The organism is Ensifer sp. ENS11, assembly GCF_014851895.1.
GTDB classification, from domain to species: Bacteria; Pseudomonadota; Alphaproteobacteria; order Rhizobiales; family Rhizobiaceae; genus Ensifer; species Ensifer canadensis.
This window is the reverse complement of sequence record NZ_JACVAN010000012.1, coordinates 1-26429: the sequence shown is the minus strand read 5'-3', so window position 1 is coordinate 26429 and position 26429 is coordinate 1. Positions and strand designations below refer to the sequence as shown.

Below are 26429 nucleotides of genomic sequence, written 5' to 3'. Positions count from 1 at the left end.
CTTACATAAGCTGCAGCCACCCGTCGCGTAACCCGAGGGCCGAGGAAGCTTTGGCGAAAAAGCGGGAAAGGGCGAGGGGAGGGCTGTCGCGGCGCCGGGAAATGTTTAAGCTTGCCGGCAACAGCAAACCATTGAGGGTGCCGACATTCCGAGCGATCAGCCAGCCGACGAAGTGGGCAACCAGCCCCAGTCGCTTTCGTTGCACCAGAGAATCCTCGGTGATGTGGAAGGTTACATTCTTTCCGGCGCGTGGCCACCTGGACATCGCATCCCGTTCGAGCATGAATTGACCGAGCAATATGGCTGTTCGCGCATGACCGTGAACAAGGCGCTGACCGAACTGGTCAAACGCGGACTGATCGAGCGGCGGCGCAAGTCGGGGAGCTACGTCACTTTCCCGCATGTGCAGTCGGCGGTGATGGAAATCCACGATGTCAAGCTGGAGGTTCAGTCCCTTGGACTGGATTACAGTTTTCACCTGGATGAACGCAGCATCCGCAAGGCCGAGGGCAGCGATGCCGGTCGGCTCGACCTGCCGCCGTCTGCAAGACTGCTCGAAGTGAGTTGCCGGCATTTCGCCGGCGGTCGCCCCTTCTGTTTCGAGGAGCGGCTTATCAGCCTGGCGGCTGTTCCCGAAGCCGAGACAGAGCTTTTCGAGACGTCAGCGCCCGGTTCCTGGCTGCTCGGAAAGGTGCCGTGGAGTACGGCCGAACATCGCATCCGGGCCGTGGCGGCAGGACGCAACGCGGCGCAGGCGCTCGACATTTCGACAGGCGCCGCTTGTCTCGTCATCGAGCGGCGCACCTGGAGCGGTCGCGCCCCGGTCACCCATGTGCGATTGACTTATCCGGGTGATCGACATGAATTGGTGGCGCAATTTGCGCCGAGCCCGCTCGGTTAGATCGAGCGCCGCACGGTTGCCGCGACACGACGCGCTGTCTCACGCCGCTGGGTCGGCTCGCCGTTTGCGTTTCTTGCCGACGGCATTTGAAATTTTCTGGTGAAGCGCGTGATCGTGCGCATCTCGCGCATGCTGCTTCAGGAGTTCCGTCAGTCGTTCCAGCTCATGTTCCTCAAGTTTCTCGATCCCGATATATTCGTTTTCGGCCGAGCTGGTCAGGATCAGTTCGTCGAGTTTGGCCTGAAGGGCGGCGCTGTCGCGGTTCTGAGAGTTCTGAAGAACGAAGACCATCAGGAATGTAATGATCGTCGTCGCCGTGTTCACCACCAATTGCCAGGTCTCGGAAAAATCGAAGATCGGACCTGTGGCCGCCCACAGGAGAACGGCACCGACTGCGAATGCGAATGTGCCTGGCTTGCCGGACTGTTTCGAAACGGCATTGGCAAATCGGGAAAAGGCATCGATCTTGCCGGACATCTGAGCACCTGAACGGCTTTCAACTGTTCTTTAACAGGCAAGTCACGAAGAAAGTTCCGTTCAGTGTCACAGCGGCCAGAATAGCAAGACGGGAATGATCTGCGGATGAAGGAACATGAAAAACCGTGGGAGCCGCTGTTGCCCGAAGACATCGCGGTACTCTTCGCGCCCGCACCCTTTCCCTGGTGGATCGCTGGTGGGTATGCGATCGAGCATTTCGTCGGTCGCCCTTTTCGCAGTCACGGCGACATCGATATCCTCGTGCTGCAGAGAGACAGCGCGCACGTTCGTTCCTTTCTTCGGCAATGGGATTGCTGGGCTGCGGATCCGCCGGGGCATTTGCGCCGGTGGAGCGAAACGGAAAGCCTGCCGAAAACGGTAAACGATGTCTGGTGCCGTGGCGAGCGGCAAGGGCCATGGCGCTTTCAACTGATGTTCGACCACAGTAATGGGGAAAGCTGGCGTTCGCGCCGAAATCCTCTGGTGACCCGGCCGATCAGCGCGATGGCGGCTGGCGGGGATCCACCGTTCCTCGCTGTTGAGGTCCAGTTGTTCTACAAGGCAAAAACGCCCCGACAAAAAGACGAGTTCGATTTCGGGGCCTGCCTACCGCTATTGAGTGCGTTGCAGCGCGACTGGTTGCGGCAATCGATCGTGACTGCTTATGGTACGCTGCACCCCTGGCTCACGGCGCTCGACATGCTACAGCGCCGCGCGTCTTATTTAGACGCGCAAAGGTTGCTGTAGCACTTTGAATTACTGCATGTTTCCTTAAATCGGATACGATTTAAGGAAACATGCAGTAGAAAACACGTTGACCCACGAGCCACGTCGACCAAAAGACGCTGGCGCAGCATAAAAGTCAGCATTTCATTGGCGGATACGCCGGATGGTGTCGAGATGGAAAAGACGATGTTGTTTGATGGGCCAGAGAATGCGCCGGTGACCATCTTGCTGGCGCATGGTGCCGGCGCGCCGATGGATTCGGCTTCGATGACCGCATCGGCCAAAGCGCTGGCTGCCGAAGGCTTTCGTGTGGCCCGGTTCGAATTCGACTACATGGCGGGGCGTCGATCAGGCGGCCGCAAACCGCCACCGCGCGCCGAAACGCTCAATCCGGAGTTCAGGGCCGCCGTGGCGTCTCTTGGTGCGGTCGGCCCGTTGCTAATCGGCGGCAAATCGATGGGTGGGCGTGTCGCCAGCATGATTGCTGACGAGCTCTATGCCGAAGGCAAAATCATCGGCCTGCTTTGCCTCGGCTATCCGTTCCATCCTCCAGCAAAGCCCGATCAGCTGCGCACCAAACACCTCGGGGAGTTGAAGACGCCGACGCTGATCTGCCAGGGCACGCGCGACGAATTCGGCACGCGCGAGGAGGTCCCCGGATACCCCCTGTCCGGTGCAATAGAAATCCTTTGGCTCGAAGATGGCGACCACGATCTCAAACCACGCAAGACGATCTCCGGCTATTCCGCTGCAGATCATCTGAAAACGATGGCGCAGACCGTCGCGCGTTGGGTCGGCGAGCGGTTGCCTTAAACGGTCGCGCCCGCCCGATTGGCAAAAACCAAGACTCTGCACCGATCATTCCGCCGCCTGAGCGGTGCCGGACGAAAATGCGAAGACGTCAATCGGATCGTCGAGGCCCTTCACGGGAAAGGCGCCCAAATGCTCCATGTCGCGCGTGCGTCCCGCCAATTCGACGAAGGCGCGTGACAGCAGCACCGGGCGCTTCGCCTGCTTTGTCAGGTTCTCTAGGCGCGAAGCGATATTGACGGCCGGTCCGATCACTGTGAAGTCGAGCCGCCGGCGAGAGCCGATGTTGCCGTACATCACATCGCCGACGTTGACCCCGATGCCGTAGCCGAGGGCCTCGCGCCCCCGTGCCAGATTTTCCTGGTTCAGGGTGGCGATCGCGACCTCCGCCTCACCGATTGCCTGCAGCAGGTTTTCGCAGGCCCGCGGATTGCTGAGCGGGAAGATCGCCAGCAGGCCATCGCCCATGAATTTGAGGATCTCGCCACCATGCCGCTCGATCGGCTCGGACATGGCATCGAAGTAACCGTTGAGCAACTCGATCACATCATCGCGCGGCCAGAGGTCGGATAGTTTGGTGAAGTCGCGAAGGTCGCAGATCAGGATCGCGGCGCTGACGGTCACGCCGCTCCCCCGTGTCGTCGCACCGGCAAGGATCTGCTCGCTTGCATGCGGCCCGACATAGGTTTCGAGCAGCGTTCGCGCCATCCGGTTCTTCAGCCGGATTTCGCTGACAAGGGCCAGAACCGGCAACAGACTGGTGAGAACCTCGAGATGAACAGTCTCGAAGCCGCCCTTGCGATCACTGGCGAAGGTCACCACGTGGCGCTTGCCGAGCGTGTGTTCCAGCGGCAAGGCGACGTAGTCGGTGAAGCCGTCGGCACGGAGTTCTTCATAGAGCGAGTTCGGCACCTCATCGTCGGTTGCCGCCTCGAGGTTCTTGCGAACCTGGCTGGCGCCGTTGTTGACGGCATAGAGCGGGCTGTTGAGATACTGCGTCGTGTCTTCGACACCATAATCGAACATGCGGATATCCGCCTCCGTCAGGCCCTTGCGCCAAAGGATGCGGGCGCCGAGCCACTGCGGGTGATGGATCCGGAAATGCAGGGTGGCCCGCGCGAGCGGAACGCCGGCCTGGACCAGTCGTTCGCACAGATCCACGAAAATATTGTCGATGAAGCGCTGGTCACGGGTCTCCATGATCAGCCAGTCGAGAATTCCCTTGCTGTCGATGGGACGGGCGCCGCTGTCGTGCAGCGGTCCGGCCATTGCCTCGGATGAAGTCTGCATCGCAATTCTCCACTCTGTTCTGACGGCCTTGCTGCTCTCGAAGCGGAAGCTCCGGAGAACGCTGACCTCGAAACGCCGAGACATATGTGGACCATCGGCCGACCGTTGATAAGGGCTAAGGCGAAAAGTGATCTGAAAAGTTGCAAAGCCGTTGACGCCTTGTTCGACCGACCGACTGCCGCCCGGTGCTGTTCAGGCGGAGGTGGTCGAAAGCGCCGCGAGGTGATGCCCGTCGACCACCGGCAATTGCAGCCTGATCCGCGCGCCGGACCACGAACCGTAGAGGATATCGATACGACCGCCATGCAGCCGGGCGATTTCGCGGGCCAGATTGAGCCCGAGGCCAGCGCCGCTCGAACGCGGGCGCAGGCGGTAGAAGGGTTCGAAGACACGGTCTCGCTCGTCCTCAGGAATACCGGGACCCTCGTCATGGATCTCGATCCCGCCGCGGGCGTCGACCAGTACGGTGATCGTTCCGCGATTGGCGCCATGCTCGACGGCGTTGCGCAGGAGATTGGCGACCGCCTGCTCGATTTGCTGAACATGAATGCTGACCGGCACTGGCCGCGTCGCATTCGTCTCGAAGGCCAGTTCGTAGCCGGCCTCGAAGGCGAGCGGCGCGAAGTCGGCGGCCAACGTTTTGGCGAGCGCCACAAGGTCGACGACCTCGCGGGTGCCGCTGCCGTGCTCAAGCACCTGGCGTTCCAGAAGCTGTTGGGCCAGATGCGACAGCCGCTCGATATCTTTCCTTAGCCGCGCACTCTGCGGATCTTCCTGCAGCAATTCGGCGCGGGTGCGAAGGATGGCGATCGGCGTGCGCAATTCATGGGCCGCGTCTGTCAGGAACCGATTGCGTTGGTCGTAACCCTCGTCCAGACGAGAAAGCGCGTTGTTGAAGGCATGCACCATCGGCGCGATTTCCGTCGGCACCTGGGCGGTTTCGAGCTGCACCGCGCGATTGTCGATATCGATCCGCCCGGCCTGATCGGCTGTCGCAACGAGACCGGCAAGCGAGCGGCGCACAACGGCCGGCGTGGTGACCAACGTGGCGACGCCCATCACCAGGATGATCGGCAGCAGCAGGCAAAGGATAAGCAGCGCCAGGACCGGCAGCACGCGAAGCCAGTCCGGATTGCCATTGGCATCCTTTGCCATCTCGGCGTTCACGTTGATCTCGACTTCGAGCCCATCGTTCTCGTCGCGCGACGAGATCGAGGAGGCAAGGATCTGCACTCGGCCGACATCGGTGTCGACATTGGCAAGGGCGGCTTCCGGTCGAAGGTCGCCCTGATCGAACCGCAGCGTCGCGCGGCCGATATTCTTCAACAGCTCTCCACCAGCCGCTTCATAGGCGGCCGGAACGCTGCCTTGCTCGACCACATGCCCGTCGGCATCGCGGATGATGAACCAGAGATTGGGGAAGTCTTCCCGGAACGCACGAAGCTCCTCGGTGTCGCGCACAATGAGGCCGCCGCTCTTGTCGCGCGCCACCGCCTCGGACAGGTGCTTGATGGCCGCCTCGTTGTCGATGATCAGCCGAGGCTGGGCGATCGTCAGGATCGCAGCCAGCAGGGCGATAAAGGCGACGAACGTCGCCGCCTGCAGCAGGATCAGGCGGCGCACCAGGACCCATTGAAGCGAGCGAGGTTTTCTCATGCCGTTGCGCGCAGGAGATAGCCGAGGTTGCGGATTGCCCTGATCTCGACGCCGGCTGCGACCTCTTCGAGCTTTCGTCGCAGCCGCGAAAGGTGGGAATCGAGCGCGTTGGAATCGATCTCGTCTTCCATGGCATAGACGGAATCTTCCAGCGTTGCGCGCAGGACCGTGCGGCCCGGGCGGCGCATCAGCGCCTCCAACGCCAGCCTTTCCCGCCGCAGAAGGTCGAGCGGCTTGTCGTCGACGACCGCTTCGCGATGGCGGAAATCATAGGTCAGGCGGCCAACCATGATCTGGTCGGACTTGAGCGTGACGGGACGGCGACCAAGTGCACGAAGGCGCGCCATCAGTTCCTCGACCGCAAACGGTTTGGCGAGATAGTCGTCGGCACCGCCATCGAGACCGGCGACGCGGTCGTTGATGGCGCCGAGCGCCGTCAACATCATGATCGGCGCTTCGACGCGCAGCGCGCGCAGCTTCGGAATGAGGCTGAGGCCCTCGCCGTCAGGAAGGCGGCGATCGAGTACGATTACGTCGTAGGACCAGAGCTCGACCACGGCCTCGGCGTCGGCGAGCGTCGAAACATGATCGACGATCACCTGCCGACGCTCGAGCGCGGCCTTCAGGGCCGACGCCATTTCGGGCTCGTCCTCTAGCAGCAGGATGCGCATGCCGATCTCTCCTGAATGCGGTTCCGAAAGCGCCGGAGCCGCGGTGTCGAATGCATCATTTCTCAAATCGGGGGCGAGTTGAAGCGCTCACTCGCATTCGAGCTTCGGTTGACGGAAGTTCGTCACATACCAGCGGCCGCCCTGCTGTCGGGCGTAGAATGTATAGAAGCACTCCTGCTCCTCGACATAGCCCGGCGTTACGGTCTCTTCATAGCGCTGGCCGCGCCGCGTGTCGCGAATCTCGCCGCTCGTCGAGCCGGAAACGACATTGGTGGAGATCTTGCGCCATTGGTAGGCGCGCTGATCCCATCCGAGGTCAAGAACGGCGGTCGGCGGGCCGTAGTCGATGACGACCGATTCCACCGTCTGGCCGATATAGTTCTTCATCACGGTGGAGGCGCAGCCGGTCAGAATCAGGGCTGCGGTGATAGCGATGGCGGCGAAGGTGCCGCGCGCTTTGCAAAAGGGCATGTTCGATCCCGGGTTCGAATTGTCTACCCCGGAGCTAATCTGCCAAGATTACATAGACATTGCGGTCCTATTCGATAGCTTCCCCGACACTTCGACCGGTGTCAGGCGGCGCGGTCTGCAGAAGCGACGACGTCGTCGCCGATACTGGCATAGACCAGCCCCGGTTGAACGATCCATTCGCCCTTGCGCAGCGACTGTACGTCCGGACCTCCGGCAGCGTTGCGCGCGGCGACGCCGACGAACTGGTATCGAAGCCCGCCGCCGTCGGTCGCTATTTCGCGGATTGGCCGTCCGGCGAGGTATCCGACGACCTGCCCTTCGAAACGCACATTCGCCAGAATGAAATACTCGGTGGGCAATCTCCGGCTCTGTTTTGGCGCAAGCCTGAATGCGTTTCTCATCTTCATCGTCTGATACTCGTCATAGGATCTGTCGTTTGCTCCTTGAGGCATCGCTGCTGGCCGTGACGCCGCAAAGGAAAGGGGGCCGGCGTCTCAAGCCACCCGAAAGCGGCGCAAGCATGGCAGTGGCGTTCGAGCGCTGCCTCGGCCGATATTTCATTGGCGCACCGACTGATCACGCGTCGGGGCGCGGCAACACTTAGCCCAAGCGTGCATAGAAAATCGCTTGGGAAGAGGGAGTTTGGGAATAAGGAAACCGTAAAGCGCGGTGCTGCATACCATCCGTGTCAACGGGCCAAGTGGCCTCGTGGCCTTGGCGCGCGACGTTGACGGGACGCCATCAGGGCTGTTTGCGGCGCTGGTGTCGCCGCACATGTCTTTGCGCGACATGATACGGCCGGCATCGCTCAACAGATTCGATCGGACGTGCATTAGGATTGCTGGACGCAGAAGATCGCGAAGTTGAGAATGAACAGCACAAGAAGGCTCGCGAGAAAGCTTCCGAGGGAGACGAGCGCCCTTTCGCCGGCGGCTTTGCCACGGTGCTTTTGGGAGAAGATCGTGATGATCGCAACGCCCAGGGATATGCCGGCGACAACCGGCATGGACATCAGCTGCATCGTGAATCCTGTTTGGCGGTGCGGAACCTATCGGGCGCGCGCGGTGATCTTGAACGGACCGCCGTGGATGGGACCTACGGAATTCATCCGTTCACCGGCCGGCCGGTGGTCCGACCGCGGATACGCAGAGCGCCTTCGAGTGCATCCTTGACCTGCATCGCGCGGCGAAGCCCCGGAGACTGGGTCTCGCCCGCGGCCTCGATCGCGTTCTGTGCGTGGGAGATGGCGATACTGATTTCGGCATCGCTGACCGAACGGTCGAGCGCCAGCGCCTGGGCGGCTGCCTCATTTTCCATTGACATCATGTCACTCCATTCAATCACCCAGCATCGGGTGAGGAGCGTGTACTTAGGTGAAGCTGTGCGCGTCCCCAAGTGCATCGGGCGGCCCGATTCAAGCTATGCTTAATGAACCTTTAACGCGCGCGGTGAACTGCCGAAGATCGACGGAGTCGGGCCACGCAGCCTCATGGCCGTCACATGCGTTCGCCGGGCAGTTGGCTGGCTTGCCCTACCCAGTCGGTGAACTGCTCTTCATCGAGTTGGTCGTCTTCGCGAATGTCGAGGTAGCGAACCTCCTTGTGCTTCGACTGGCCGGGCGGCATCGGATTGAGAGACGAGCCGCGGAAGAACGCCACCTTGACGTACTTCGTGAAGACATGGATGCCGAGGAACCAGCCCTCACCCTCAATGCCATAGAGCGGAGAGTTCCATTTGACGGCCTTGTAGACGCCGGGGACTGTGCGTTCGATCAGCGCGTCGAGGCGCCGGCCGACATCGCTCTTCCAGCCCGGCATCGCGGTGATATAGGCCTGGACGGGGGCGTCGCCATAGCCCTTGGCGATCTGCGGGTTGCCACCGGACAGCAGGGGCACGTCGCCGGCCTGAGCCGGTGCCGCGGCGCGTGGTTTGTCTGCCTTTGCCGCCGCCGGCTTCTTGGATGTCTTGCTGGCCATCGCGCTTTCTCCTATCCGGCGGTGCGTCGCCCGCTAAGGTAAGGCAGCACGAACATGTAGAGACCGGTGGGCACGAGAATGGCGAGTGGGAACAGGGGTAGGAAATAGACCCATTCGGCGGGCTGCTTGCCTACGCCCAAGGCGATGAAGATGGCGGCGACCACCACTGCGAAGACAAGCGACGTCCAGCGGTGAATTTGACGAATCCAGTTGTTCCAGTTCATTGGCACCTCCTCACAATACCAGCCGCAACGGATCGGGCGATCCGCGTGGCGCGAACTCAAAGAATAGGGTTGGTCTTCAGTCCATCCGGCCCAGGACCGCCTCGAGCGCCGAAAGGAATCTCGGCCATCCGGCCGTTGCACCCTGATAGTACGGCTGCTGATCTGGCCGGAAACCGGACTGCTCCATGCGCAGCCGGGTACCGGCGCCCGTCGGGGTGAGCGTCCAGGTCACGAGGCTCTTCAGATCCTTGGTGTCCCAGCTATAGGATAGCGATTTGTTGGGTTCGACCGCCTGCACCTGACAGTCGACGGCGCCCCAGTCGGCAGTCAGATTGAAGCGGTGCCCACGGTCTGGCTTGAAATTGTTCTTCATCAGCCACTCCTCGATCAGGTGAGGCTGGGTGAGCGCGCGCCAGATCTTCTCCGCCGGATAGGGTACCTCCCGTTCGACGATGACGGTGAGCGTTTCGGTTGATGTTTCGGTCATTGGTCCATCCTTTTGAGCAAGTCTTCGAGGTCGTCGAAGCGGTTGTGCCAGAACCCGGCCATCTGGTTTGCCCAGCCGATCAACGGGTCAAGCGCGCCGTGCTGCGCGCTATAGTGGGTCAGGCGGCCTTCGTGCCGATCTTGCACCAGGCCGGCGCGCTTCAGGATCCCGAGATGTTTGGAAACGGCCGGCTGCGATATCCCGGCGTGCGCCGTAAGTGCCCCGACCGTCTGGTCGCCGTCGCGGCACAGCCGCTCAAAGAGCGCCCGTCGCGTCGGATCGGCAAGGGTTTTGAACAGGATCTCGTGCGGCTGTGGCGTCACAATTCAATAACTCGTTGGCTATGGATTGGATCAATAACCGCCGAGCTATGGGTAGTCAAGCCCGGTTCCGACGTCGTCGACGTTAGGTACAGCGGCAAACCTTGCGGAAGTCCGTGGCGTTGGAACCCTTCGTGCTCGAGGGCCTCAGGGCCTGCCATCCGTAAACTGCACAAGATCCCAAAGGTTGCCGTAGAGATCCTTGAAGACCGCGACGGTCCCGTAGGGTGCATCCTTGGGTTCCCTGACGAATTCGACGCCGCGTGCCACCAGATCGGCGTAGTCGCGCACAAAGTCAGCGGTCCGCAGGAAGAGAAAGACGCGGCCACCCGCCTGGTCGCCGATATAGTTTTCCTGGTGGGGACTGGAAGCGCGGGCGAGTAGCAGAGAGGTATTGCCGTCGCCGACCGGCTTGACGACCACCCAGCGCTTGTCCTGTTCCGGTTGATAGCTGTCCTCGACCAAGGCGAACTTCAGCTTGTTCACATAGAAATCGATCGCTTCGTCATAGTCTCGAACAACAATAGCGATGAGTGCGAGCGTCTGGTTCATTTTACCCTCTGTCCTGTGCTGGAAGTGCGCGGCGTTGCCGGCGTCAGTTTGATCGAGCATCGGCCAGCGTTCTGTGGAAAGCCACCATCGGTGATCGGCGCGGCCGGGCATGAGGCAGCAGACGGCGTCTAATCTGTCGGATCTACGATGTTGCAATCTTTGCTGGCGGTACCCAGCTAACACAAGCACTTTTGAGGTCGCGGGAGTCTTCGCATTGAGTTTGTCACATGAATTTTTCGGGCGTTCGCCCTTCGAATGGGTGCCGGTCGTCACGGGAGAGTCCGGAGATTTCGTCTATCAGCGCAGCGACGGACGAGCCTATGCCAAGGTCGCGACGGCGGACCGGTCGGCCGAGCTTTCCGGAGAGCGCGATCGGCTCCTGTGGCTGCAGGGCAAAGGCATCCTGACGCCTGAAGTGACTGATTGGCACATTGCCGACGAAGGTGCCTGCCTGATCATTTCTGCAATCGAAGGCATCCCGGCAGTGGATCTTTCGGCTGCCGACCTACTCGAGGCCTGGCCGTCCATGGCCTGGCAACTCGGCTCTCTCCACGCGCTCGATGCCGGCCAATGCCCATTCGACCGCGGTCTGGCGCCCATGTTCGCGCGCGCCGCGGACGTGGTGGCCCGGGATGCCGTGAACGCCGATTTTCTTGCGGTCGATGATCAGGAGACACCCGCCCACGAACTTTTGGCGCGCGTGGAGCGCGAACTTGCGGTTCGCCTCGAGCAGGAAACGGGTGACAGGGTCGTCTGTCACGGTGATCCGTGCATGCCGAACTTCATGATCGACCCTCGAACCCTTCGCTGCAGCGGCATGATCGATCTCGGTCGTCTCGGAACGGCGGACCGCTACGCCGATCTGGCGCTGATGACAGCCAACGCCCGTGAAAGCTGGACGAGTCCGGATCAGGAGCAGCGGGCTTTTGCCATCCTGTTTGATACATTGGGAATTGTAGCACCCGATCGTGCGCGTCTCGATTTCTACCTGCGTCTCGATCCACTGACGTGGGGCTGATGGCGCCACCCGTCGATGGGCCGGTTCCAGCGTGAGCCTGATGGCTCGGCTATGATGTCTACGTCGCCGTCCGCGCGGCAGGTCACGGGCACGACTTGCATCATGCCCGTGTTGCGCTATGGCGACAACCGCCTTGCCCGTTGGGTTGGGCGGTTGCCTTCCACCTCAGTTGATCAGAAGCGACGGGGCCCACCGAGGCGATGCCCACGCAGTGATCCAGGGGTCGTCGGGCGGTTCGCGGACTTCGGGAAGCCCGATATCGCGGCGCATCTGGTTGGAGAGGCCGGTTGTCTGGTTGATCAGTCGGTGATGCCGCCAGGCTGCCCTGACGAGGCCGGCTGTTGTTCTCCAGATGCCAAATGTACGGCACAGTTCGTCGAGGGCTGCCGGCAGAGTGCCGGCGGCCGGAAATGATGTTTCACGCATGTGTTCATCCCGATGCTGCGACGCGATCGGGTCCTCTAAAAGTTGATTTGGGCTTGGACGCGAATGGTCTCGCGGTGGGCCGGTAGCGGTAGGTCAGTTGGGAAATGCCGAGCCGTCGAAAGTCAGCGTTTAGGCGCTTCGTGAACCCGATGGGTCGACGCAGGATGCGAGATGCATCCCGAGCACAGCAACGAATCCACCAGAAGTGCGCATATTAAAGAGAGTATATGTCATCTCACGCCTCCTAAAGTGTGGGTTGCTGACAATGCAACGTCGCATGAGAGTATTCTCTTCGCAAGTCGCAATTTCGAATTGCAAATATTGATGTGAGATATGTTGCTGAGTTGCAACACCGTTCTGTTGCCCGGGCATCGATACACCAGCGCACGCTGGCTCTGCCGTTCTATGAGACAAGGCTGCTGCCGCAAAGACTGTCGCTGTGCTACGGCCACTGGCGCCCGTCGCCTGGAGCGGTGATCGCGGAAGCGTTCCGCCGTTCTTCTCGCTGCCTTTGCCTGCCGAAGTTCTTAGTGAAACCGGAAGGACGAGGCTCGTCTGTTCGGGGGTGTTTTTCTGTTGGCCGATTGATGGCAGCCGCATTTATCGGCCGGGACGCCAAGGGGGATGATCCCTGCATTGGATGGCGACCGTTACCCGCGCCTAGACAGTGGCAGGCCAGGCCGGCTTCGCTGTTCGAGCGATGCCAGCCTGGCCGAGACCATGCATAGGAGTGTGAGCAAAGGCCGCCGATCGCACCGGAAGGGCGGGTCCTACCGGCGGTCGCCCAAGCGCGTCGCGATGTCAAAAATTCGGTCGCTGCGCTCTGCGCCTTGTCTTTCCATGTCGCGCAAAACTGCTGGGCTTTTTTGGGCGACATGCTTCTGAATTACTTCAGCTGGCCGGCAGCCTTTTCGATCGCGGCCGCTGCGCAGGCCTCATCGAGATTGCCACCAGGAGCGCCACCCACGCCGATTGCGCCGATCGTGACGTCACCGGCCTTGATCGGTACACCACCGGCGAGCACGAGAAAGCCTTCGATGTTGACCAGCTCGGCTGCGGCCGGGTTCTTGGCGACGTTCTCTGCCATTTTCGAGGTCGGTGTGCGCGAGGATGCCGACGTGAATGCCTTGGCGCGAGCCGCCTCAACCGTATGCGGTCCGGCGTTGTCGGCGCGCACGAGCGCGCGCAGCACGCCAGCGCGGTCGACCACTGCTGCCGTCACGTTGTACTTGTCGGCGGCGCAGGCCTGGACCGCATTCGTGGCGAACTCGACGGCCAGGTTCGACGGGATATTCTTTTCGGTCAGCAGTTCGGCCTGGGCGGTGCCGCTGACGATGACGAGCGCGGAAGCCGTTGCGAGAAGGGTCTTGATCATGGCGTGGTTCCTGTCCTTTTTCCGGAGGAAGCGTTTCGCTTTTCCGAAACCAGAACTATCCAATCGGCCCCGCCTGCTGAATCCGCGATGGCACCACCCTGCATAGGTAGGACAACCTATGCCGGTCCCTTATCCGCGAGCGTTAGCCGCACGAACTCGGCCACCGAACTGGTGCCAAGCTTCTCGGCTATCTTCGCCCGGTGCGCATCGATGGTTCGTGCCGATATGTTGAGCGCTGCCGCGATCTCCTTGCTCGCCCAACCCAAGGCGACCATATCGAGAACCTCCCGCTCGCGTTCGGTCAGCCGTGCGAGCTGCAGTCGTGCCTCGCGCTTTTCGAGCCGTGCATCGAAGCTGGCGAATGCCTGCTGCAGCGCCTCCACCAACACCTCGCCGTCCACCGGTTTGGTCAGGAAATCCTGGATACCCGCCTTGAACGCCCGTCGACAGGCTGCGACGTCGCCATGGCCAGTGATCATGATCGTCGGCCAATCAATGCCGCGCGAGGCCAGTTTCGCGTGCAGTTGCAGCCCCGAAACCAAGGGCATGCGCAGATCGACGATAAGGCATCCCGGCTTCTCCTCATCGATATGCGTCAGGAAAGTCTGGGGATCGCCAAATGTTTCGACATTGATGCCATAAGTGCTGAGCAGAAAGGCGATCGCTGTCCGTACCGCCTCATCGTCGTCGATCAGATAGACCCGGTATTTGCTCACTGCGGCTCCTGTTCCTGCGCACGTGGCAGCGTAATCGTAAACCACGCCCCGCCACCTGCAGCATTTTCCGCTTCTATTCGGCCGTCGACGCGCTCGATCAGGGTCGAACACAGCGAGAGCCCCAGGCCCATGCCATCGGGCTTGGTCGTAAAAAACGGTTGAAACAGCTTGGGAAAAGCATTTGGGGCGATCCCCGGTCCATTATCACGCACAATGATCTTTACCTCGTCACCAATGGCTCGTGTCTCGATTTCGACCTGCGCGTCTTTGGTCCCTGCGCCCTCCAGCGCGTCGGCCGCGTTGCGGATCAGATTGTGTAATACCTGCTCCAGCTCAATCGGATCGACGTCGGCTGCAAGCGGCTCCTTCGTCAGGTCGAGGCTAAACTGGATGCCGCGTCGCTGAAGATCGGAGCCGGTAAGCGCCGCGATTTCGGCAACGATACCATTGATCGCGCTGGTGACGGGCTCGGGCGTGCGGTTGGAGGCGTAGTCGCGCATCCGCCGCAGCATCTCTCCCGCACGCTTCGCCTCGCGGACATTGACTTCAAGCGCGTCTGAGATCAGCCCGATATCGGGCTTGTCCGTGCCGGCCAATCTGAGCGCCGCCTGGCTGCGGCTGAGCATTGCCGTCAAGGGCTGCGTCAGTTCATGCGCTATGCCTGACGCCAGTTCGCCCATGGCGTTGACACGCGAAGCATGAGCAAGCAGCGCCTGTCGCTCCTGCAAGAGCGCTCGGGCTTCGGCCTCTCGCGTCGACTTCTGGGATTTCTGGACGGCGGCGCGCTGGCGCAATGCGAACACTAGCGCGAACGACGCCAGTCCGGCCATTGCCGCAAAGCCGATCAACGGTCTCAAAGGCAGGAGCGCCTCAGTCGGCATCGGCCGGTCGAGTGACAGCGAGATCCTTTGGCTCTCACTGTCGATCGTCGATTCGAAATGGGCGGGCGCGACGAAAGATGTGTTGCCACTGACGGCATCCTCGGCCGGCAGGTCGAGCAACAGCTGCTCGTTGAGCGTAAGCCTGACGTGCGCCCATCGCGGTTGTTCCTCCTGCTCCAGCAGATGGCGCGCGTCGATGGAAATCACCAGCGCGGTGTCCGAAGGCGCCTGTGCCCGCTTGGCCAGCAGATACCGGCCATTACTGCCGACATAGGCCCCTCCCTTGCCGCGCTGTTGTCGCGTGATTGCGTCGCGCAACGGGGAAAGATCTTCGCCCCCGCCGGAGGGGACTTCGAGCAACAGTTTAGGTGCACCGCCACTTTGCGCCGTTGCGGCGCCTTGCAGTCCGACCTTGCCATCGAGCGAAACAAGCGCGAGCCAGGCGATGCGCGGATAGAAACGCGCAACACTTTCCATCACCTGCCGGGTGGCGTCCAATCGTGTGGGGTCCGTGTCGCTGGTCAATGCGATCAGGCTGGTCATGTGGGCGTCGTGCTGCGCGGCACGCTGGGATATCAAGCGGTGCAGGGTCCGGCCCGTCACCGCCAGTTCATCGGTCAGCCGCTGCCGCGACGCTTCGACGGAATAGAGCGCAAATGCCGAGACCGCAGCGAGCCACAACGCCACGCCGAACAACCAGGACTTCAAGAGGGTGTTGCTCACTCAAACTCAACCAGGGTCAAAGATGACGTGGCTGGTCTGCTGCCGATGTCTTCGGCCTGATCCAACACGCGTAGCGTAAAATGAGCACTCAATTCAAACATGTCTCTGCTTCGCCGGCTACCGCATCCCAATCTGATGATTGACCCCAAAACGTTGGGGCCGTGAGACGTCATACCACACGCACGTGATGATGAAACCTGGCGGAACCTGACGCGCGGTGGCACACACCGCTGCAGCCCCACAGCGCCGCGCGTCTTATTAGACGCGCAAAGGTCGCTGTAGCACTTTGAATTGCTGCGCGTGCCATGCAGCAGCCGCATGGCCGGCATGATTTGCTTATAGCCGCTGCGATTTCCATATGAGGTGCAACACCAGAATTCGAACGTGATACCAGCGCCGCGGCTCATCCTGCCGGGCGCGAAGGAGATAACATGGTCGGGATCCCAAAAACGCTTGAAGACATGAGCATGCGCGAACGGTGCTGCATGCTCGAAACGGTCGCCGGTGCGCTCGATGCTGTCGCCGAAGAGGCCGAAGACCTGGGCGACGCCCGTTTTGCCGCCAACTCGAAGTGTGTTGCATGCACGATCCGCGGATATGCCGACAACCTCGGAACGCAGGATCTCAAATCTGCCGAGCTTCTTCTCGAGCTGGGGATTACGCTCGTGCATCTGTCCTCGACGAGATCAACTGCTGCCGTGGCTGCTGTGATGACCCACACACCGGAAGCCTGCCATTAGAGGATTTCCAGGAAAAGCGCGAAGCGGTTTTCCGTCCGGAAATGGGTAAAACATGGCGTTAGAGCGTTTCGCGGAAACGCTCTGGCCGTCCTGGCAATGCCGTCATTGGCATCGCCGAATTGGCGAAAGACACTGACGGTTTCAACGGTCGCTGCACCGGGCAGATTGGCGCGCAAGTCCCGCAAGGGTATCCGCACGCTCGTTGCCAACGAGCCCGGAATGGCCCTTGCACCACGCGATAGCCAGTTGGGGATTGCGAGACAGCTGAAGATCGATCGCCATCCAAAGCTCGGCATTGGCTATTGTCCGGCTTCTGGCCTTCGCATTCGGGACAATCTTTTTCCAGCCGTTGTTCTTCCAGATCTGGCGCCAGCTGTTGCAGCCATTTACCGCGTAAACGGAATCGGACCAGACGATTGCGCGTTCGCCTGAGGCATTGCCGTTGACCCACAGCGCTGCCTTGAAGAGCGCGGTCAACTCCATTGTGTTGTCGGCGGAAGGTCGGGCGCCGCCAAACTCGGATGCTATTTCCGCGCCATTGCGATAGACGACGAATGCCCATCCGCCTTTGGCAGAGGTCGGTTCATACGAGCCGTCCGTAAAGACGTGAAGGCCCTCGGAAATGGGCAGTATCTCGGCGGTGTGATCGGGAGCACAGAGCTTGGTGAAAATGCCGTTCATCTTGCCATTTAATCCTGTCGCGTACATCTGCCTAACGTTTTACATTCTGAAGTGGGCTCAAGGCAGAAGCCGCCGTACGATCCATACGGGGTTTGTGGAAGCGGATGCCGCTCGAAATAGGCTGGCGACGCCACGATCGCGATTGGGACGCGCTGAAAACGCAAGTTGGGCAGGAGCTGGAACGCCTGTCGTTCCAGCTCCTCACGGCGGTTACTCGGCGAAATGAGTCAGCCAGTGGCGCGGCTTGTTGTCCGCCAGCTGAGCGACCCGGTCGATCTCATTGCTCATCGCCCAGGCCATTGGCTGCTGGTGCAACGGCAACATGATCATTTCGTCCTTGACCATCTGGAGTGCCTTGGTCTGCAATTCGAGCCGCTTCGTTCGATCCATTTCGGTCGATGCCTGGATGATCAGCCTATCAATATCTGGATAGCTCCAGCCACCCCAGTTGAAAACGCCCGCCTTGTCGCTCCTCGTCTCGATCATCTGGAGCAGGATCGAGTAGCTGTCGAGCATCGGCTCGTTCGCCCAGCCGATGAGGTAGACATCAGATAGACCCCCCGTGCGCTTGGGCGCCTGTGCAGCCGTCGGGCCTATGTCGAGCTGCGGCTTGAAACCGGCGCGGCTCAGCATGTTGACGATACTCTGGCAAAGCTCCTCCTCGTTGATATAGGCCTCGTTCGTGCAGACGAGGGTGAAGGGGAGATCGCTGGCGCCGGCTTCGGCGAGCAGCTTTTTTGACAATTCGGGATCGAACGGCACCACCATGTCCAGTGCTTCGGCATACCCGGGAATCTCAGGCGCAATGATCGTCCCCGCGATCCTCGACTTGCCGCGCATGACCCGCTTCTGAATGAGGTCCTTGTCCAGCGCATGGGCGACAGCCTGGCGGACACGCAGGTCGTTGAACTTGTTGTCGACGCCGTTGGCCAGGTTCGGTTTGCGGTTGAAACCGACCATGATGGTGCGCAGGTCGGTGCGCTCCATGACCTTCAGGTCCGGCTGCGCGACAAGGCGCGGGATATCCTGTGCAGGCGCATTCTCGGTGAAGTTGATCTCGCCCGACAACAGCGCGGCTACTCGCGTCGCTGCCGAGATGATCGGTGTGAACTCGATGCGATCGATGTTGGACTGCGACGCGTCCCACCACTCGGCGTTCTTGACGAGAACGGTTTTGCTGTCGGGCGCGCGGCTCTCGAGCTCAAACGGACCAGTGCCGTTGGCGTGGTAAGTGGCGTAGCCTTCGATCCTTTTGCCGACATCCGTTGGCTTCAGCGAGTTGTTGTCGGTGAGCCAGGTAGCGTCGAAAATGTGGATATTCGTCAGGTCGTTCAGCAGCAGCGGGGAGGGTCCGACCAGTTCGATATCGACAGTGTGGTCGTCGACCTTCTTCGCCGACTTGTAGGCCGGAAGGTTGCCGCGGAGCGGGGACACCGGATCGCTGACCCGAGTAAGAGAGGCAATCACGTCGTCCGCGGTGAAGTCGGCGCCATCATGGAACTTCACGCCCTCGCGCAGATGGAACCGCCAGACCGTATCCGATACGGTCTCCCAGGATATCGCCAGCGCCGGCTCGATCTTCAGTTCGGCGTCAAAGCGGACAAGCCCCTCATAGACGTGATTGAGAAAAGACAGCGTGTAGCTGTCGCCATAAGAATAAGGGTCGAGCGAATAGATGTCGCGCGAGGCGCCCCATTTGAGCGTTTCCGCGTGACCAGCCGCGGAAAGCGCAGCCGACATGACGGCCGCGAGGGTCAGTTTCTTGAGCATTCTGCAGTTCTCCCTGGTTGAGGTCACCTATCCCCTTGACGGGAATCTTTTTCGTAAAAGGCACGGACGGCTCGCAGCCGATACGTCGGATCGCCGGGTCAGCCAGTGGCGCGGCTTGTTGTCGGCGCGGACACGATCTGCTCAATCCTGACGGTCATCGCCCGAGGCCACCGGCTGCCGCTACAGCGGGAACATGAGCAACGCGTGCTTGAACTGAGCGCCCCCGTTTCGATCGCCAAACGCTTTGGCGGTCGAGCTCCTTAGCCAGCAAGGTAATCAAGTTGTCAGCGTTGAAATCCGTATCGTTGCCAAACTCGCCACCTTGCGTCGCTTGAAACGCCAAATCTTGTTGTCGATAAACACCATCGACGTGGTTGAGGAACGTTCGATGCGGAATGGGGATAGAGTGAGAAGATGCACGCCGATCGGCTCAGCGGAGCGTGTTGGGTGTGCGCCACTCGCAAAAAGCCCAGCGGATACGCTGTCGCGACGGTCTTCCAAGGACCTTGCATCAACACTGCTCCTCCCTAGCTCGTGCCTGCTAACCGGGACCATCGCACACAGACAGCATTTGTCAACGTAATTGTCGACAATGTTGAGTACTATTTATAACTGATTTGTTGACAATCAGGACGGCCAGTCTTGGCATCGGCTTTGCGCCGGAATGGACGCTGGATCTGCCCAACCGCAATTTCGAGCTCAGGAAGGTGAGGGGTATCACGCTGACCGTGGCCCTTCAGCCGAGCGGTGCCCTCCTCGTCGCGGAGGCTTATTCCCCGCAGGACGCTCTGAACTGGTTCGGCGTCAAGGCCGCAAACGCCGCCAACCGGGTCCCCGAGTGCCTCGAACAATTCTCGCCCCATTCCTACGCCGCGGCCGGCAAGGAACTCCACTTCCTTCGTCACCCGGAAGCCCCCGGTCGTCTCTATGCGCACGACGGCATGCGAGCGACCCCTAAGACCACCCGCTTTTGGCTATGAGGGCAGCGCCGGCATTGTTACCTTGAGGTGGCTTAAGGGGCGGTGGGACAGTCTGTATTACGGTGATCGTTTGTTGCGGAGCGCTCGGAGCTCGGCAAGAAAGGAGGCATAACTGCCGTCTGGCGCAGGGACGAGACTGAGCCTTGGAGGTCCTGGTCCCAGGTTTGCGAATCGTTGTTTGGGCGGCGGCCTTCTTGCCTGGTCGAACCGCGGAGGGATAGCCGAAGATTGCAAGATGTAGCCTTCGAAGAAGCTGCCGAAGCCCGGCCTGTAGCAGCCGATGGCCAGCGTTCCTTGTTAGCTTTGGCGGAGGGGCGTGGTCGATTCACGAAGAATAAGCTCGACCGGCCAGAGTTCGTGGATCTCGGATGCGGGTCTGCCGGCGAGCAGTTGCAGCACGAGATCGGCGGTGCGCGCGCCGGCGGCGCGCATGGACGAACGAGTGGCGGAGAGCGAGGGGACCATGGTCTCGGGTGTCAGATAGGGAAAGACGTCGTCATGGGCGATCACGGAGATATCGCGTCCGATTTCGAGCCCGATGGAGCGCGCTGCCCGGTATACTCCAAGTGCCGTCATCATTGAGCCGGCGACGAACGCCGTCGGGCGGGGGGTCTGCTCGAGGAAGGAACGTGCGAAGCGGAAGCCAAGCTCGTCGGTAAAGTTGCCGTGGGCGACGAGACGCGGGTCAAACGGGATGCCTCGCTGTTGCAATGCATCTCTGTATCCCTTGTCGCGATGAAGCGAGAACGTTCGGCCCTCGCGCCCATTGATCATCGCGATGCGTCGGTGCCCGAGATCGAGCAGATGTGATGTTGCACGGTGAATGGCGCCCTCATTGTCGATATCGAGCCAGGCATGGGGCACGTCGGTTTCGGAACGGCCATGGACCAGGAAGGGCATGCCGAGCCTGTGCAGCAAGGTGATGCGTTCATCATTCGGTTCCGGCGAATGCACAATCACGGCGTCCACCCGGCCGCTTACGGCCAGCCGGCTGTAGAGTTGGATCTCGCCCTTGGTGGCTTTCTCGTCCATTGGGCTGACCAGGATGTCGATGTCCTGGGTTCCCAATCTCTCCGCCATGCCACTCATGAACTCGGAGAAGTGGAATTCACCGGACCGCCCCATGACGACGCCGATGGCGCCGGCGCGCCCGGTGACGAGCCGCACAGCATTGATGTTCGGACGATAGCCGAGGCGGGCGGCTTCCTCGGCCACCCTTGTTCGCGTTTTCTCGCTGACCTCGGGATAGCCGCTCAGAGCACGGCTGACTGTCGTCGGCGAAAGGCCCAGTTGTTGCGCGAACTCCCTTAGCTTCATGCGATACTCGTATCCTCAGCCCTCATTATCCTGCAGGAATATACGCCTTCACCGCCGGTAACAATCCAATTGTCGGCGCGTTCCCACATGCATCTCCTCGCGAGCAAATAACCAAAGCGTTTTAAATTTTGACCGAACATGCGTAAATCCATATTTGCCGCTTGTCTCCATCATAAACGATCATGCACTCGGCAATATATTGAATCATAATAATAAAATTCTGAGTACCCATGTATTTGCAGGGGGTTTCTCGAAAGGGTTGACAGATTTTTCTGCTTCTGGCAGCTTTTTCCAACCAAACCGCTTTCGAATTACTGAGGAGTTTTCGAGCGGCATAGGGGAACCAGGAGGAGTCAACCGACATGAGAGCCATTCTCAGCGCCTTGAGTTTTTGCACGGCCATCGCCGCAGCCGATGTCGTCGTAGCCGCCGAGCTTTCGCTGGCGGCCAACACGACCGGGAAGAACGTCAATTTCATCCGCGAGCAACTCGACGTCTTCGAGAAGCAAACCGGGCACAAGGTGAGCCTGGTCACCATGCCGCCGTCGAGCAGCGAGCAGTTCAGCCAGTACCGTCTGTGGCTTGCCGCCGGAAACAAGGACGTCGACGTCTACCAGACCGACGTCGTCTGGGCGCCGCAGCTCGCCGACCAGTTCGTCGACTTGACCGAAGCGACCAAGGATGTCGTCGGTCAGCACTTCCCGTCGATCATTGCCTCGCAGACCGTCAACGGCCGCCTGGTGGCCCTGCCGGCCTTTACCGATGCGCCGGCGCTCTACTATCGCAAGGACCTCTTGGAAAAATACGGCAAGGCGCCGCCGAAGACCTGGGACGAACTGGCGGCGACCGCCAAGGAAATCCAGGAGAAGGAACGCGCCGCCGGCCAGGCAGACCTCTGGGGCTACGTCTTCCAGGGCAACGCCTATGAAGGATTGACCTGCAATGCGCTCGAATGGGTCAAATCTTCAGGTGGCGGCCAGATCGTCGAGCCGGACGGCACAATCTCGATCAACAACGAGAAGGCGGCGGCAGCCATCGACCGCATCAAGGGATGGATCGGCACGATTTCGCCGCAAGGCGCGCTTGCCTATCAGGAAGAAGAATCGCGCGGTGTCTGGCAGACCGGCAACGCCGTCTTCATGCGCAACTGGCCCTATGCCTATGCGCTTGGCAATGGTGACGACAGCGCGGTGAAGGCCAAGTTCGCCGTCACGCCGCTGCCGACGGCGACTGATGGCGATCAACCGTCCTCGACGCTCGGTGGCTGGAACCTTGCCGTCTCCAAATATTCCGACGATCAGGAAGCGGCGATTTCTCTCGTCAAGTTCCTCGCATCGCCTGAGGTGCAGAAGCAGCGGGCCATCCAGCTCTCTAACCTTCCGACGGTTGCTGCTCTTTACGACGATGCGGAGATTGCCAAGGCACAGCCGTTCATGCCGGCCTGGAAGCCGATCTTCGAAAGTGCCGTGCCGCGGCCGTCGGCGGTCACCAAGGTCAAATACAACGAGGTTTCCGCCAAGTTCTGGAATGCCGTTCACAACACGCTGTCCGGCAACGGCACGGCGGCAGAAAACCTGGAACTGCTCGAAGTCGAACTCACGGAGATGAAGGGCGACAGCTGGTAATCCTCCCGGGGGCGAGGGAAGTGCTTCAGGGCCTTCCCTCGCTCCACCGAGCCACTCCGGCGCGCTGGAATACAGGAAATTCCGGACAGAGAACAGTTTCACACTTTCCCCGGAATTGCCTTGGCGGCGCCGTTCCTCTCAGGCCAACCGCTCGGCCGTGCGCCGAATGGCAAGGGTGAGTATAGACATGACCGACCTTTCCCTCGCAGAGCCTCCTGGAACACTCGAGAGTGGTGCCAGAATCGGCTCCGACCTCAATGCTCAGCGCATTCGTTCCGCCTGGGTCTTTCTCGCGCCGACCTTGCTGGTGTTGGCGTTGGTGGCGGGCTGGCCGCTGCTGCGCACCATCTATTTCAGCTTCACCAATGCGTCGCTGACCAACCTTGAGGGCGCCGAGTTCGTAGGCTTCAAGAACTATCTGAGCTGGATCACGCTGAAGAGCGGGCGCACGGTCTATAACGGCCTGCTTGCCGATCCCGCCTGGTGGAACGCCGTCTGGAACACGCTGAAATTCTCGGCGCTATCCGTCACCATTGAGACGGTGTTGGGACTGGTTGTGGCGCTGGTGCTGAACGCCCATTTCCCGGGGCGCGGGCTGGTGCGGGCGGCGATCCTGATCCCGTGGGCCATTCCGACGATCGTTTCCGCCAAGATGTGGGCGTGGATGCTCAACGACCAGTTCGGTATTCTCAACGACCTGCTGCTCGGCCTTGGTCTGATCAGCCAGAAGATCGCCTGGACGGCCAATCCGGAGACCGCGATGGTCGCGGTTTTGATCGTCGACGTCTGGAAGACGACACCGTTCATGGCGCTGCTGATCCTCGCCGGGTTGCAGATGGTGCCGTCGGATATCTACGAGGCGGCCAAAATCGACGGGGTCCATCCCGTCAAGGTCTTCTGGCGGCTGACGCTGCCCCTGATCCGGCCCGCTCTGATGGTCGCCGTGATCTTCCGCATGCTCGATGCGCTGCGCATCTTCGATCTCATCTATGTGCTGACGCCCAACAATGCGCAGACCAAGACCATGTCGGTACTGGCGCGCGAAAACCTGTTCGACTTCGACAAGTTCGCTTATGGCGCCACCGCCTCGACGATGCTGTTCCTGATCATTGCGGCGATCACCGTCGCCTACATGTGGTTCGGCCGGGTCAATCTCGAAGGAGAGCGCTGATGATCGCCACTCTTACCAGACGCACGGCGTTCTATGCCCTCGTCGCCGCCATTATCATCATGGCCGTCTTCCCGTTCTATTACGCGGTCCTGACGAGCTTTAAATCCGGAACCGCGCTCTTTCGGGTCGATTACTGGCCGACTGAGATCTCCTTCGAGAACTACGCAGGGATCGTCTCGAGCAGTGGCTTCCTGCGCAACCTCGCCAACTCCCTGCTGGTCGCAACCGTCGTCGTCGCGGTGTCGCTGCTGCTCGCGGTCACCGCTGCCTATGCGCTGGCACGGGTGCGGTTTCGCGGACGCGGGCTTTTGCTTCTGACGATCCTGTCGGTGTCGATGTTTCCGCAGATCGCCGTGCTTGCCGGTCTGTTCGAACTCATCCGCTCGGTCGGGCTTTTCAACACGCCGCTGGCGCTGATCTTTTCCTACATGATCTTCACGCTGCCCTTCACGGTCTGGGTGCTCACCACCTTCATGCGGGATCTGCCGATCGAGATCGAGGAAGCGGCGATCGTCGATGGCGCCACACCCTGGGTGATCATCACCCGGGTGTTCCTGCCGCTGATGTGGCCGGCGCTGGTGACGACGGGCCTGCTCGCCTTCATCGCCGCCTGGAACGAGTTCCTGTTTGCGCTGACCTTCACGTCCTCAGACAGCCAGCGCACCGTGCCGGTCGCGATCGCGCTTCTTTCGGGCAACAGCCAGTACGAAATTCCGTGGGGCAACATCATGGCCGCATCGATCATCGTCACCGTGCCGCTGGTGATCCTCGTTTTGATCTTTCAGCGGCGGATCATTTCCGGGCTCACGGCCGGCGGCGTCAAAGGATAGGGGAGAAAAACATGGCAGAGCTTCAATTGCGCAACGTGCGCAAGTCCTTCGGCGCCTTCGAGGTGATCAAGGGCGTCAGCATGGATATCCGGGCCGGCGAGTTCATGGTCTTCGTCGGACCGTCCGGCTGCGGCAAGTCCACGCTGCTGCGCTTGATTGCCGGGCTCGAGGAAATCACGTCCGGCACGCTTTCCTTCGACGGGCAGGTGGTCAACCAGTTGACGCCGTCGAAGCGCGGCATTGCGATGGTGTTCCAGTCCTACGCGCTTTACCCGCATATGACGGTCTTCGAGAACATGTCTTTCGGCATGCAGCTTGCGGGCAAGGACAAGGAGAGTTGCAAAAAGAGGGTGGAAGCGGCGGCGGAGATGCTGCAGCTCACCCCCTATCTCAAGCGACTGCCCCGGCAGCTCTCCGGTGGCCAGCGGCAGCGCGTCGCGATCGGCCGCGCGATCGTACGCGACCCCAAGGTCTTCCTGTTCGACGAGCCGCTCTCCAATCTCGATGCGGCACTTCGGGTCGCGACCCGGATCGAGATCGCCAAGCTGCATCGCAGTATGCACAAGACGACGATGGTCTATGTCACGCATGATCAGGTCGAGGCGATGACATTGGCAGATCGCATTTGCGTGCTACGGGATGGCGTGGTCGAACAGATCGGCACGCCGCTCGAACTCTACGAGAGCCCGAATTCTGTGTTCGTCGCCGGCTTTATCGGCTCGCCGAAGATGAACTTCCTCTCGGGCGCTCTTGCTGCTCCCTACGACGCCCACACGATCGGCATCCGGGCCGAGCATCTGGAAATCAGGGCGGGTGACGGCAAATGGTCCGGGACGGTGGTGCATTCCGAGATGCTGGGGTCCGACAGCTACATCTATCTCGATATCGGCTCCGCCGAACCGGTCATCGTCCGGGAAGGTGGCACCTCGCTTCACCAACCGGGAGAGATCGTACAGATCTCGCCGGTCGGCGACAACATTCACCGCTTTGATGCGTCGGGGCTGGCCCTGGGCCGTGCGCCCATGAGAGGGGCCGCCTGACAAGCCCTGGTGAACACTGAGACGGCCTTAAGCTTCGGGGTCGCCAATTCATGGCGACCCGATCAATCGTAAGACGACATGCCCGTGACGGGCGAACACGCAGGGAGAATGACCGTGCCTATCAAAACAGTCGTATGGGGCGAGAATATCCATGAGCAGACCAATGAGGTGGTCAGGAGCATCTATCCGAACGGGATGCACAACACCATCGCGGCGGCGCTGAACACGGACGTTTCGATCGAGGCAACGACGGCGACGCTGCAGGAACCGGAGCATGGCCTGAGCGAGGAGCGACTGGCGAAGACCGATGTGCTTCTGTGGTGGGGGCACAAGGACCACGGCGCCGTCAGCGACGAGGTCGTCGAGCGCGTTGCCAAGCGCGTCTGGGAAGGCATGGGCCTGATCGTCCTGCATTCCGGCCATTTCTCCAAGATCTTCAAGCGGCTGATGGGCACGCCCTGCGCATTGAAGTGGCGCGAGGCCGGCGAGCGTGAACGGCTCTGGGCGATCAACCCGCGTCATCCGATCGCCGAGGGCATCGGCGAGAACTTCGTGCTCGAGAACGAGGAGATGTA

General features: G+C 60.8%; 32 protein-coding genes. 11 read left to right on the top strand and 21 right to left on the bottom strand.

The window, feature by feature from the left end; translation table 11 throughout:
* Nucleotide 1 precedes the first annotated feature (1 nt).
* On the bottom strand, nt 2–283 hold the full coding sequence (locus IB264_RS21390; RefSeq protein ID WP_162254151.1) for a hypothetical protein: 282 nt from the start codon (nt 281–283) through the stop codon (nt 2–4).
* Between IB264_RS21390 and hutC the strand changes: the two genes are divergently transcribed.
* Nucleotides 173–901 (top strand): histidine utilization repressor, encoded by a 729-nt coding sequence (hutC, locus tag IB264_RS21385; RefSeq protein WP_057206141.1) that lies wholly within the window; start codon nt 173–175, stop codon nt 899–901. The genes IB264_RS21390 and hutC overlap by 111 nt on opposite strands.
* 39 nt (nt 902–940) lie before the next feature.
* On the opposite strand, the gene IB264_RS21380 is transcribed toward hutC, so the two are convergent.
* Nucleotides 941–1378 carry a low affinity iron permease family protein gene (locus IB264_RS21380; protein WP_192434038.1) on the bottom strand — a complete coding sequence of 146 codons (438 nt, stop codon included), beginning with the start codon at nt 1376–1378 and terminating at the stop codon, nt 941–943.
* A 105-nt stretch (nt 1379–1483) separates the two neighbouring features.
* Here IB264_RS21380 and IB264_RS21375 point away from each other — a divergent pair, with 105 nt between their 5' ends.
* Nucleotides 1484–2125, top strand: coding sequence for a nucleotidyltransferase domain-containing protein (locus IB264_RS21375; protein WP_025429629.1), 642 nt, complete (start codon nt 1484–1486; stop codon nt 2123–2125).
* Nucleotides 2126–2278: 153 nt separating this feature from the next.
* Nucleotides 2279–2917 (top strand): alpha/beta family hydrolase, encoded by a 639-nt coding sequence (locus IB264_RS21370; RefSeq protein WP_025429628.1) that lies wholly within the window; start codon nt 2279–2281, stop codon nt 2915–2917.
* Nucleotides 2918–2962: 45 nt separating this feature from the next.
* On the opposite strand, the gene IB264_RS21365 is transcribed toward IB264_RS21370, so the two are convergent.
* The 12 genes from IB264_RS21365 to IB264_RS21310 form a co-directional block, all read right to left on the bottom strand.
* Nucleotides 2963–4204, bottom strand: a complete 1242-nt coding sequence (locus IB264_RS21365; RefSeq protein WP_057212648.1) for an adenylate/guanylate cyclase domain-containing protein — start codon at nt 4202–4204, stop codon at nt 2963–2965.
* A 192-nt stretch (nt 4205–4396) separates the two neighbouring features.
* Nucleotides 4397–5860, bottom strand: coding sequence for a HAMP domain-containing sensor histidine kinase (locus tag IB264_RS21360; RefSeq protein WP_057223738.1), 1464 nt, complete (start codon nt 5858–5860; stop codon nt 4397–4399).
* Nucleotides 5857–6531 (bottom strand): response regulator transcription factor, encoded by a 675-nt coding sequence (locus tag IB264_RS21355; RefSeq protein ID WP_057212644.1) that lies wholly within the window; start codon nt 6529–6531, stop codon nt 5857–5859. The genes IB264_RS21360 and IB264_RS21355 overlap by 4 nt, the downstream gene beginning before the upstream one ends.
* A gap of 87 nt (nt 6532–6618) precedes the next feature.
* Nucleotides 6619–7002, bottom strand: a complete 384-nt coding sequence (locus tag IB264_RS21350; protein ID WP_057223736.1) for a hypothetical protein — start codon at nt 7000–7002, stop codon at nt 6619–6621.
* Between the two features lie 101 nt (nt 7003–7103).
* Nucleotides 7104–7409: a hypothetical protein gene (locus IB264_RS21345; protein ID WP_025429623.1), complete on the bottom strand. Its 306-nt coding sequence runs from the start codon at nt 7407–7409 to the stop codon at nt 7104–7106.
* A 425-nt stretch (nt 7410–7834) separates the two neighbouring features.
* Nucleotides 7835–8023: a hypothetical protein gene (locus IB264_RS21340; protein ID WP_057212641.1), complete on the bottom strand. Its 189-nt coding sequence runs from the start codon at nt 8021–8023 to the stop codon at nt 7835–7837.
* Between the two features lie 83 nt (nt 8024–8106).
* The gene (locus tag IB264_RS21335) at nt 8107–8325 is read right to left on the bottom strand and encodes a hypothetical protein (protein ID WP_128090555.1); all 219 of its coding nucleotides are present in this window, start codon (nt 8323–8325) and stop codon (nt 8107–8109) included.
* 173 nt (nt 8326–8498) lie between these two features.
* On the bottom strand, nt 8499–8978 hold the full coding sequence (locus IB264_RS21330; RefSeq protein ID WP_025429620.1) for a DUF1801 domain-containing protein: 480 nt from the start codon (nt 8976–8978) through the stop codon (nt 8499–8501).
* Nucleotides 8979–8989: 11 nt separating this feature from the next.
* Nucleotides 8990–9202 (bottom strand): hypothetical protein, encoded by a 213-nt coding sequence (locus tag IB264_RS21325; RefSeq protein WP_025429619.1) that lies wholly within the window; start codon nt 9200–9202, stop codon nt 8990–8992.
* Nucleotides 9203–9278: 76 nt separating this feature from the next.
* Nucleotides 9279–9689, bottom strand: a complete 411-nt coding sequence (locus tag IB264_RS21320) for an SRPBCC domain-containing protein (protein WP_025429618.1) — start codon at nt 9687–9689, stop codon at nt 9279–9281.
* The gene (locus IB264_RS21315) at nt 9686–10012 is read right to left on the bottom strand and encodes a helix-turn-helix transcriptional regulator (protein WP_025429617.1); all 327 of its coding nucleotides are present in this window, start codon (nt 10010–10012) and stop codon (nt 9686–9688) included. Before IB264_RS21315 ends, IB264_RS21320 begins: the two co-directional genes overlap by 4 nt.
* Nucleotides 10013–10156: 144 nt before the next feature.
* The gene (locus IB264_RS21310) at nt 10157–10561 is read right to left on the bottom strand and encodes a VOC family protein (RefSeq protein WP_057223734.1); all 405 of its coding nucleotides are present in this window, start codon (nt 10559–10561) and stop codon (nt 10157–10159) included.
* A gap of 214 nt (nt 10562–10775) precedes the next feature.
* Between IB264_RS21310 and IB264_RS21305 the strand changes: the two genes are divergently transcribed.
* Entirely contained in the window at nt 10776–11579 is an 804-nt protein-coding gene (locus IB264_RS21305) for an APH(3'') family aminoglycoside O-phosphotransferase (RefSeq protein WP_057223732.1), read from the top strand.
* A 165-nt stretch (nt 11580–11744) separates the two neighbouring features.
* Here IB264_RS21305 and IB264_RS21300 read toward each other — a convergent pair whose 3' ends face one another.
* The 4 genes from IB264_RS21300 to IB264_RS35410 all read right to left on the bottom strand — a co-directional run bounded on the left by IB264_RS21300 (nt 11745) and on the right by IB264_RS35410 (nt 15700).
* Entirely contained in the window at nt 11745–12005 is a 261-nt protein-coding gene (locus tag IB264_RS21300) for a hypothetical protein (RefSeq protein WP_063991816.1), read from the bottom strand.
* Nucleotides 12006–12891: 886 nt separating this feature from the next.
* Nucleotides 12892–13380 (bottom strand): heme-binding protein, encoded by a 489-nt coding sequence (locus IB264_RS21295; protein WP_057223730.1) that lies wholly within the window; start codon nt 13378–13380, stop codon nt 12892–12894.
* A 116-nt stretch (nt 13381–13496) separates the two neighbouring features.
* On the bottom strand, nt 13497–14096 hold the full coding sequence (locus IB264_RS21290) for a response regulator transcription factor (RefSeq protein ID WP_057223728.1): 600 nt from the start codon (nt 14094–14096) through the stop codon (nt 13497–13499).
* Nucleotides 14093–15700, bottom strand: a complete 1608-nt coding sequence (locus IB264_RS35410; RefSeq protein WP_156612942.1) for a sensor histidine kinase — start codon at nt 15698–15700, stop codon at nt 14093–14095. The genes IB264_RS21290 and IB264_RS35410 overlap by 4 nt, the downstream gene beginning before the upstream one ends.
* Before the next feature lie 431 nt (nt 15701–16131).
* Here IB264_RS35410 and IB264_RS21280 point away from each other — a divergent pair, with 431 nt between their 5' ends.
* Nucleotides 16132–16440 (top strand): hypothetical protein, encoded by a 309-nt coding sequence (locus IB264_RS21280; protein ID WP_057205820.1) that lies wholly within the window; start codon nt 16132–16134, stop codon nt 16438–16440.
* 141 nt (nt 16441–16581) lie between these two features.
* On the opposite strand, the gene IB264_RS21275 is transcribed toward IB264_RS21280, so the two are convergent.
* Both IB264_RS21275 and IB264_RS21270 read right to left on the bottom strand, forming a co-directional pair.
* Complete coding sequence (locus IB264_RS21275) at nt 16582–17121, bottom strand: ribonuclease H (protein WP_057205818.1); 540 nt, start codon at nt 17119–17121, stop codon at nt 16582–16584.
* Nucleotides 17122–17331: 210 nt separating this feature from the next.
* Nucleotides 17332–18891, bottom strand: coding sequence for an ABC transporter substrate-binding protein (locus tag IB264_RS21270; protein ID WP_057212630.1), 1560 nt, complete (start codon nt 18889–18891; stop codon nt 17332–17334).
* 620 nt (nt 18892–19511) lie between these two features.
* Between IB264_RS21270 and IB264_RS35625 the strand changes: the two genes are divergently transcribed.
* Nucleotides 19512–19871: a hypothetical protein gene (locus IB264_RS35625; protein ID WP_082571752.1), complete on the top strand. Its 360-nt coding sequence runs from the start codon at nt 19512–19514 to the stop codon at nt 19869–19871.
* A gap of 297 nt (nt 19872–20168) precedes the next feature.
* On the opposite strand, the gene IB264_RS21260 is transcribed toward IB264_RS35625, so the two are convergent.
* Nucleotides 20169–21188: a substrate-binding domain-containing protein gene (locus IB264_RS21260; protein WP_025429608.1), complete on the bottom strand. Its 1020-nt coding sequence runs from the start codon at nt 21186–21188 to the stop codon at nt 20169–20171.
* 362 nt (nt 21189–21550) lie between these two features.
* On the opposite strand from IB264_RS21260, the gene IB264_RS21255 reads away from it, so the two are divergent.
* From IB264_RS21255 to IB264_RS21235, 5 genes are all read left to right on the top strand, one after another.
* The gene (locus IB264_RS21255) at nt 21551–22813 is read left to right on the top strand and encodes an ABC transporter substrate-binding protein (RefSeq protein ID WP_057205811.1); all 1263 of its coding nucleotides are present in this window, start codon (nt 21551–21553) and stop codon (nt 22811–22813) included.
* Between the two features lie 187 nt (nt 22814–23000).
* Nucleotides 23001–23984 (top strand): carbohydrate ABC transporter permease, encoded by a 984-nt coding sequence (locus IB264_RS21250; protein ID WP_057205809.1) that lies wholly within the window; start codon nt 23001–23003, stop codon nt 23982–23984.
* Nucleotides 23984–24814, top strand: a complete 831-nt coding sequence (locus tag IB264_RS21245) for a carbohydrate ABC transporter permease (protein WP_057205807.1) — start codon at nt 23984–23986, stop codon at nt 24812–24814. Before IB264_RS21250 ends, IB264_RS21245 begins: the two co-directional genes overlap by 1 nt.
* An 11-nt stretch (nt 24815–24825) precedes the next feature.
* Nucleotides 24826–25854 carry an ABC transporter ATP-binding protein gene (locus IB264_RS21240; protein ID WP_057212620.1) on the top strand — a complete coding sequence of 343 codons (1029 nt, stop codon included), beginning with the start codon at nt 24826–24828 and terminating at the stop codon, nt 25852–25854.
* Between the two features lie 108 nt (nt 25855–25962).
* Nucleotides 25963–26429: ThuA domain-containing protein (locus tag IB264_RS21235; protein ID WP_210335649.1), on the top strand; the 467-nt coding region annotated here is incomplete at its 3' end.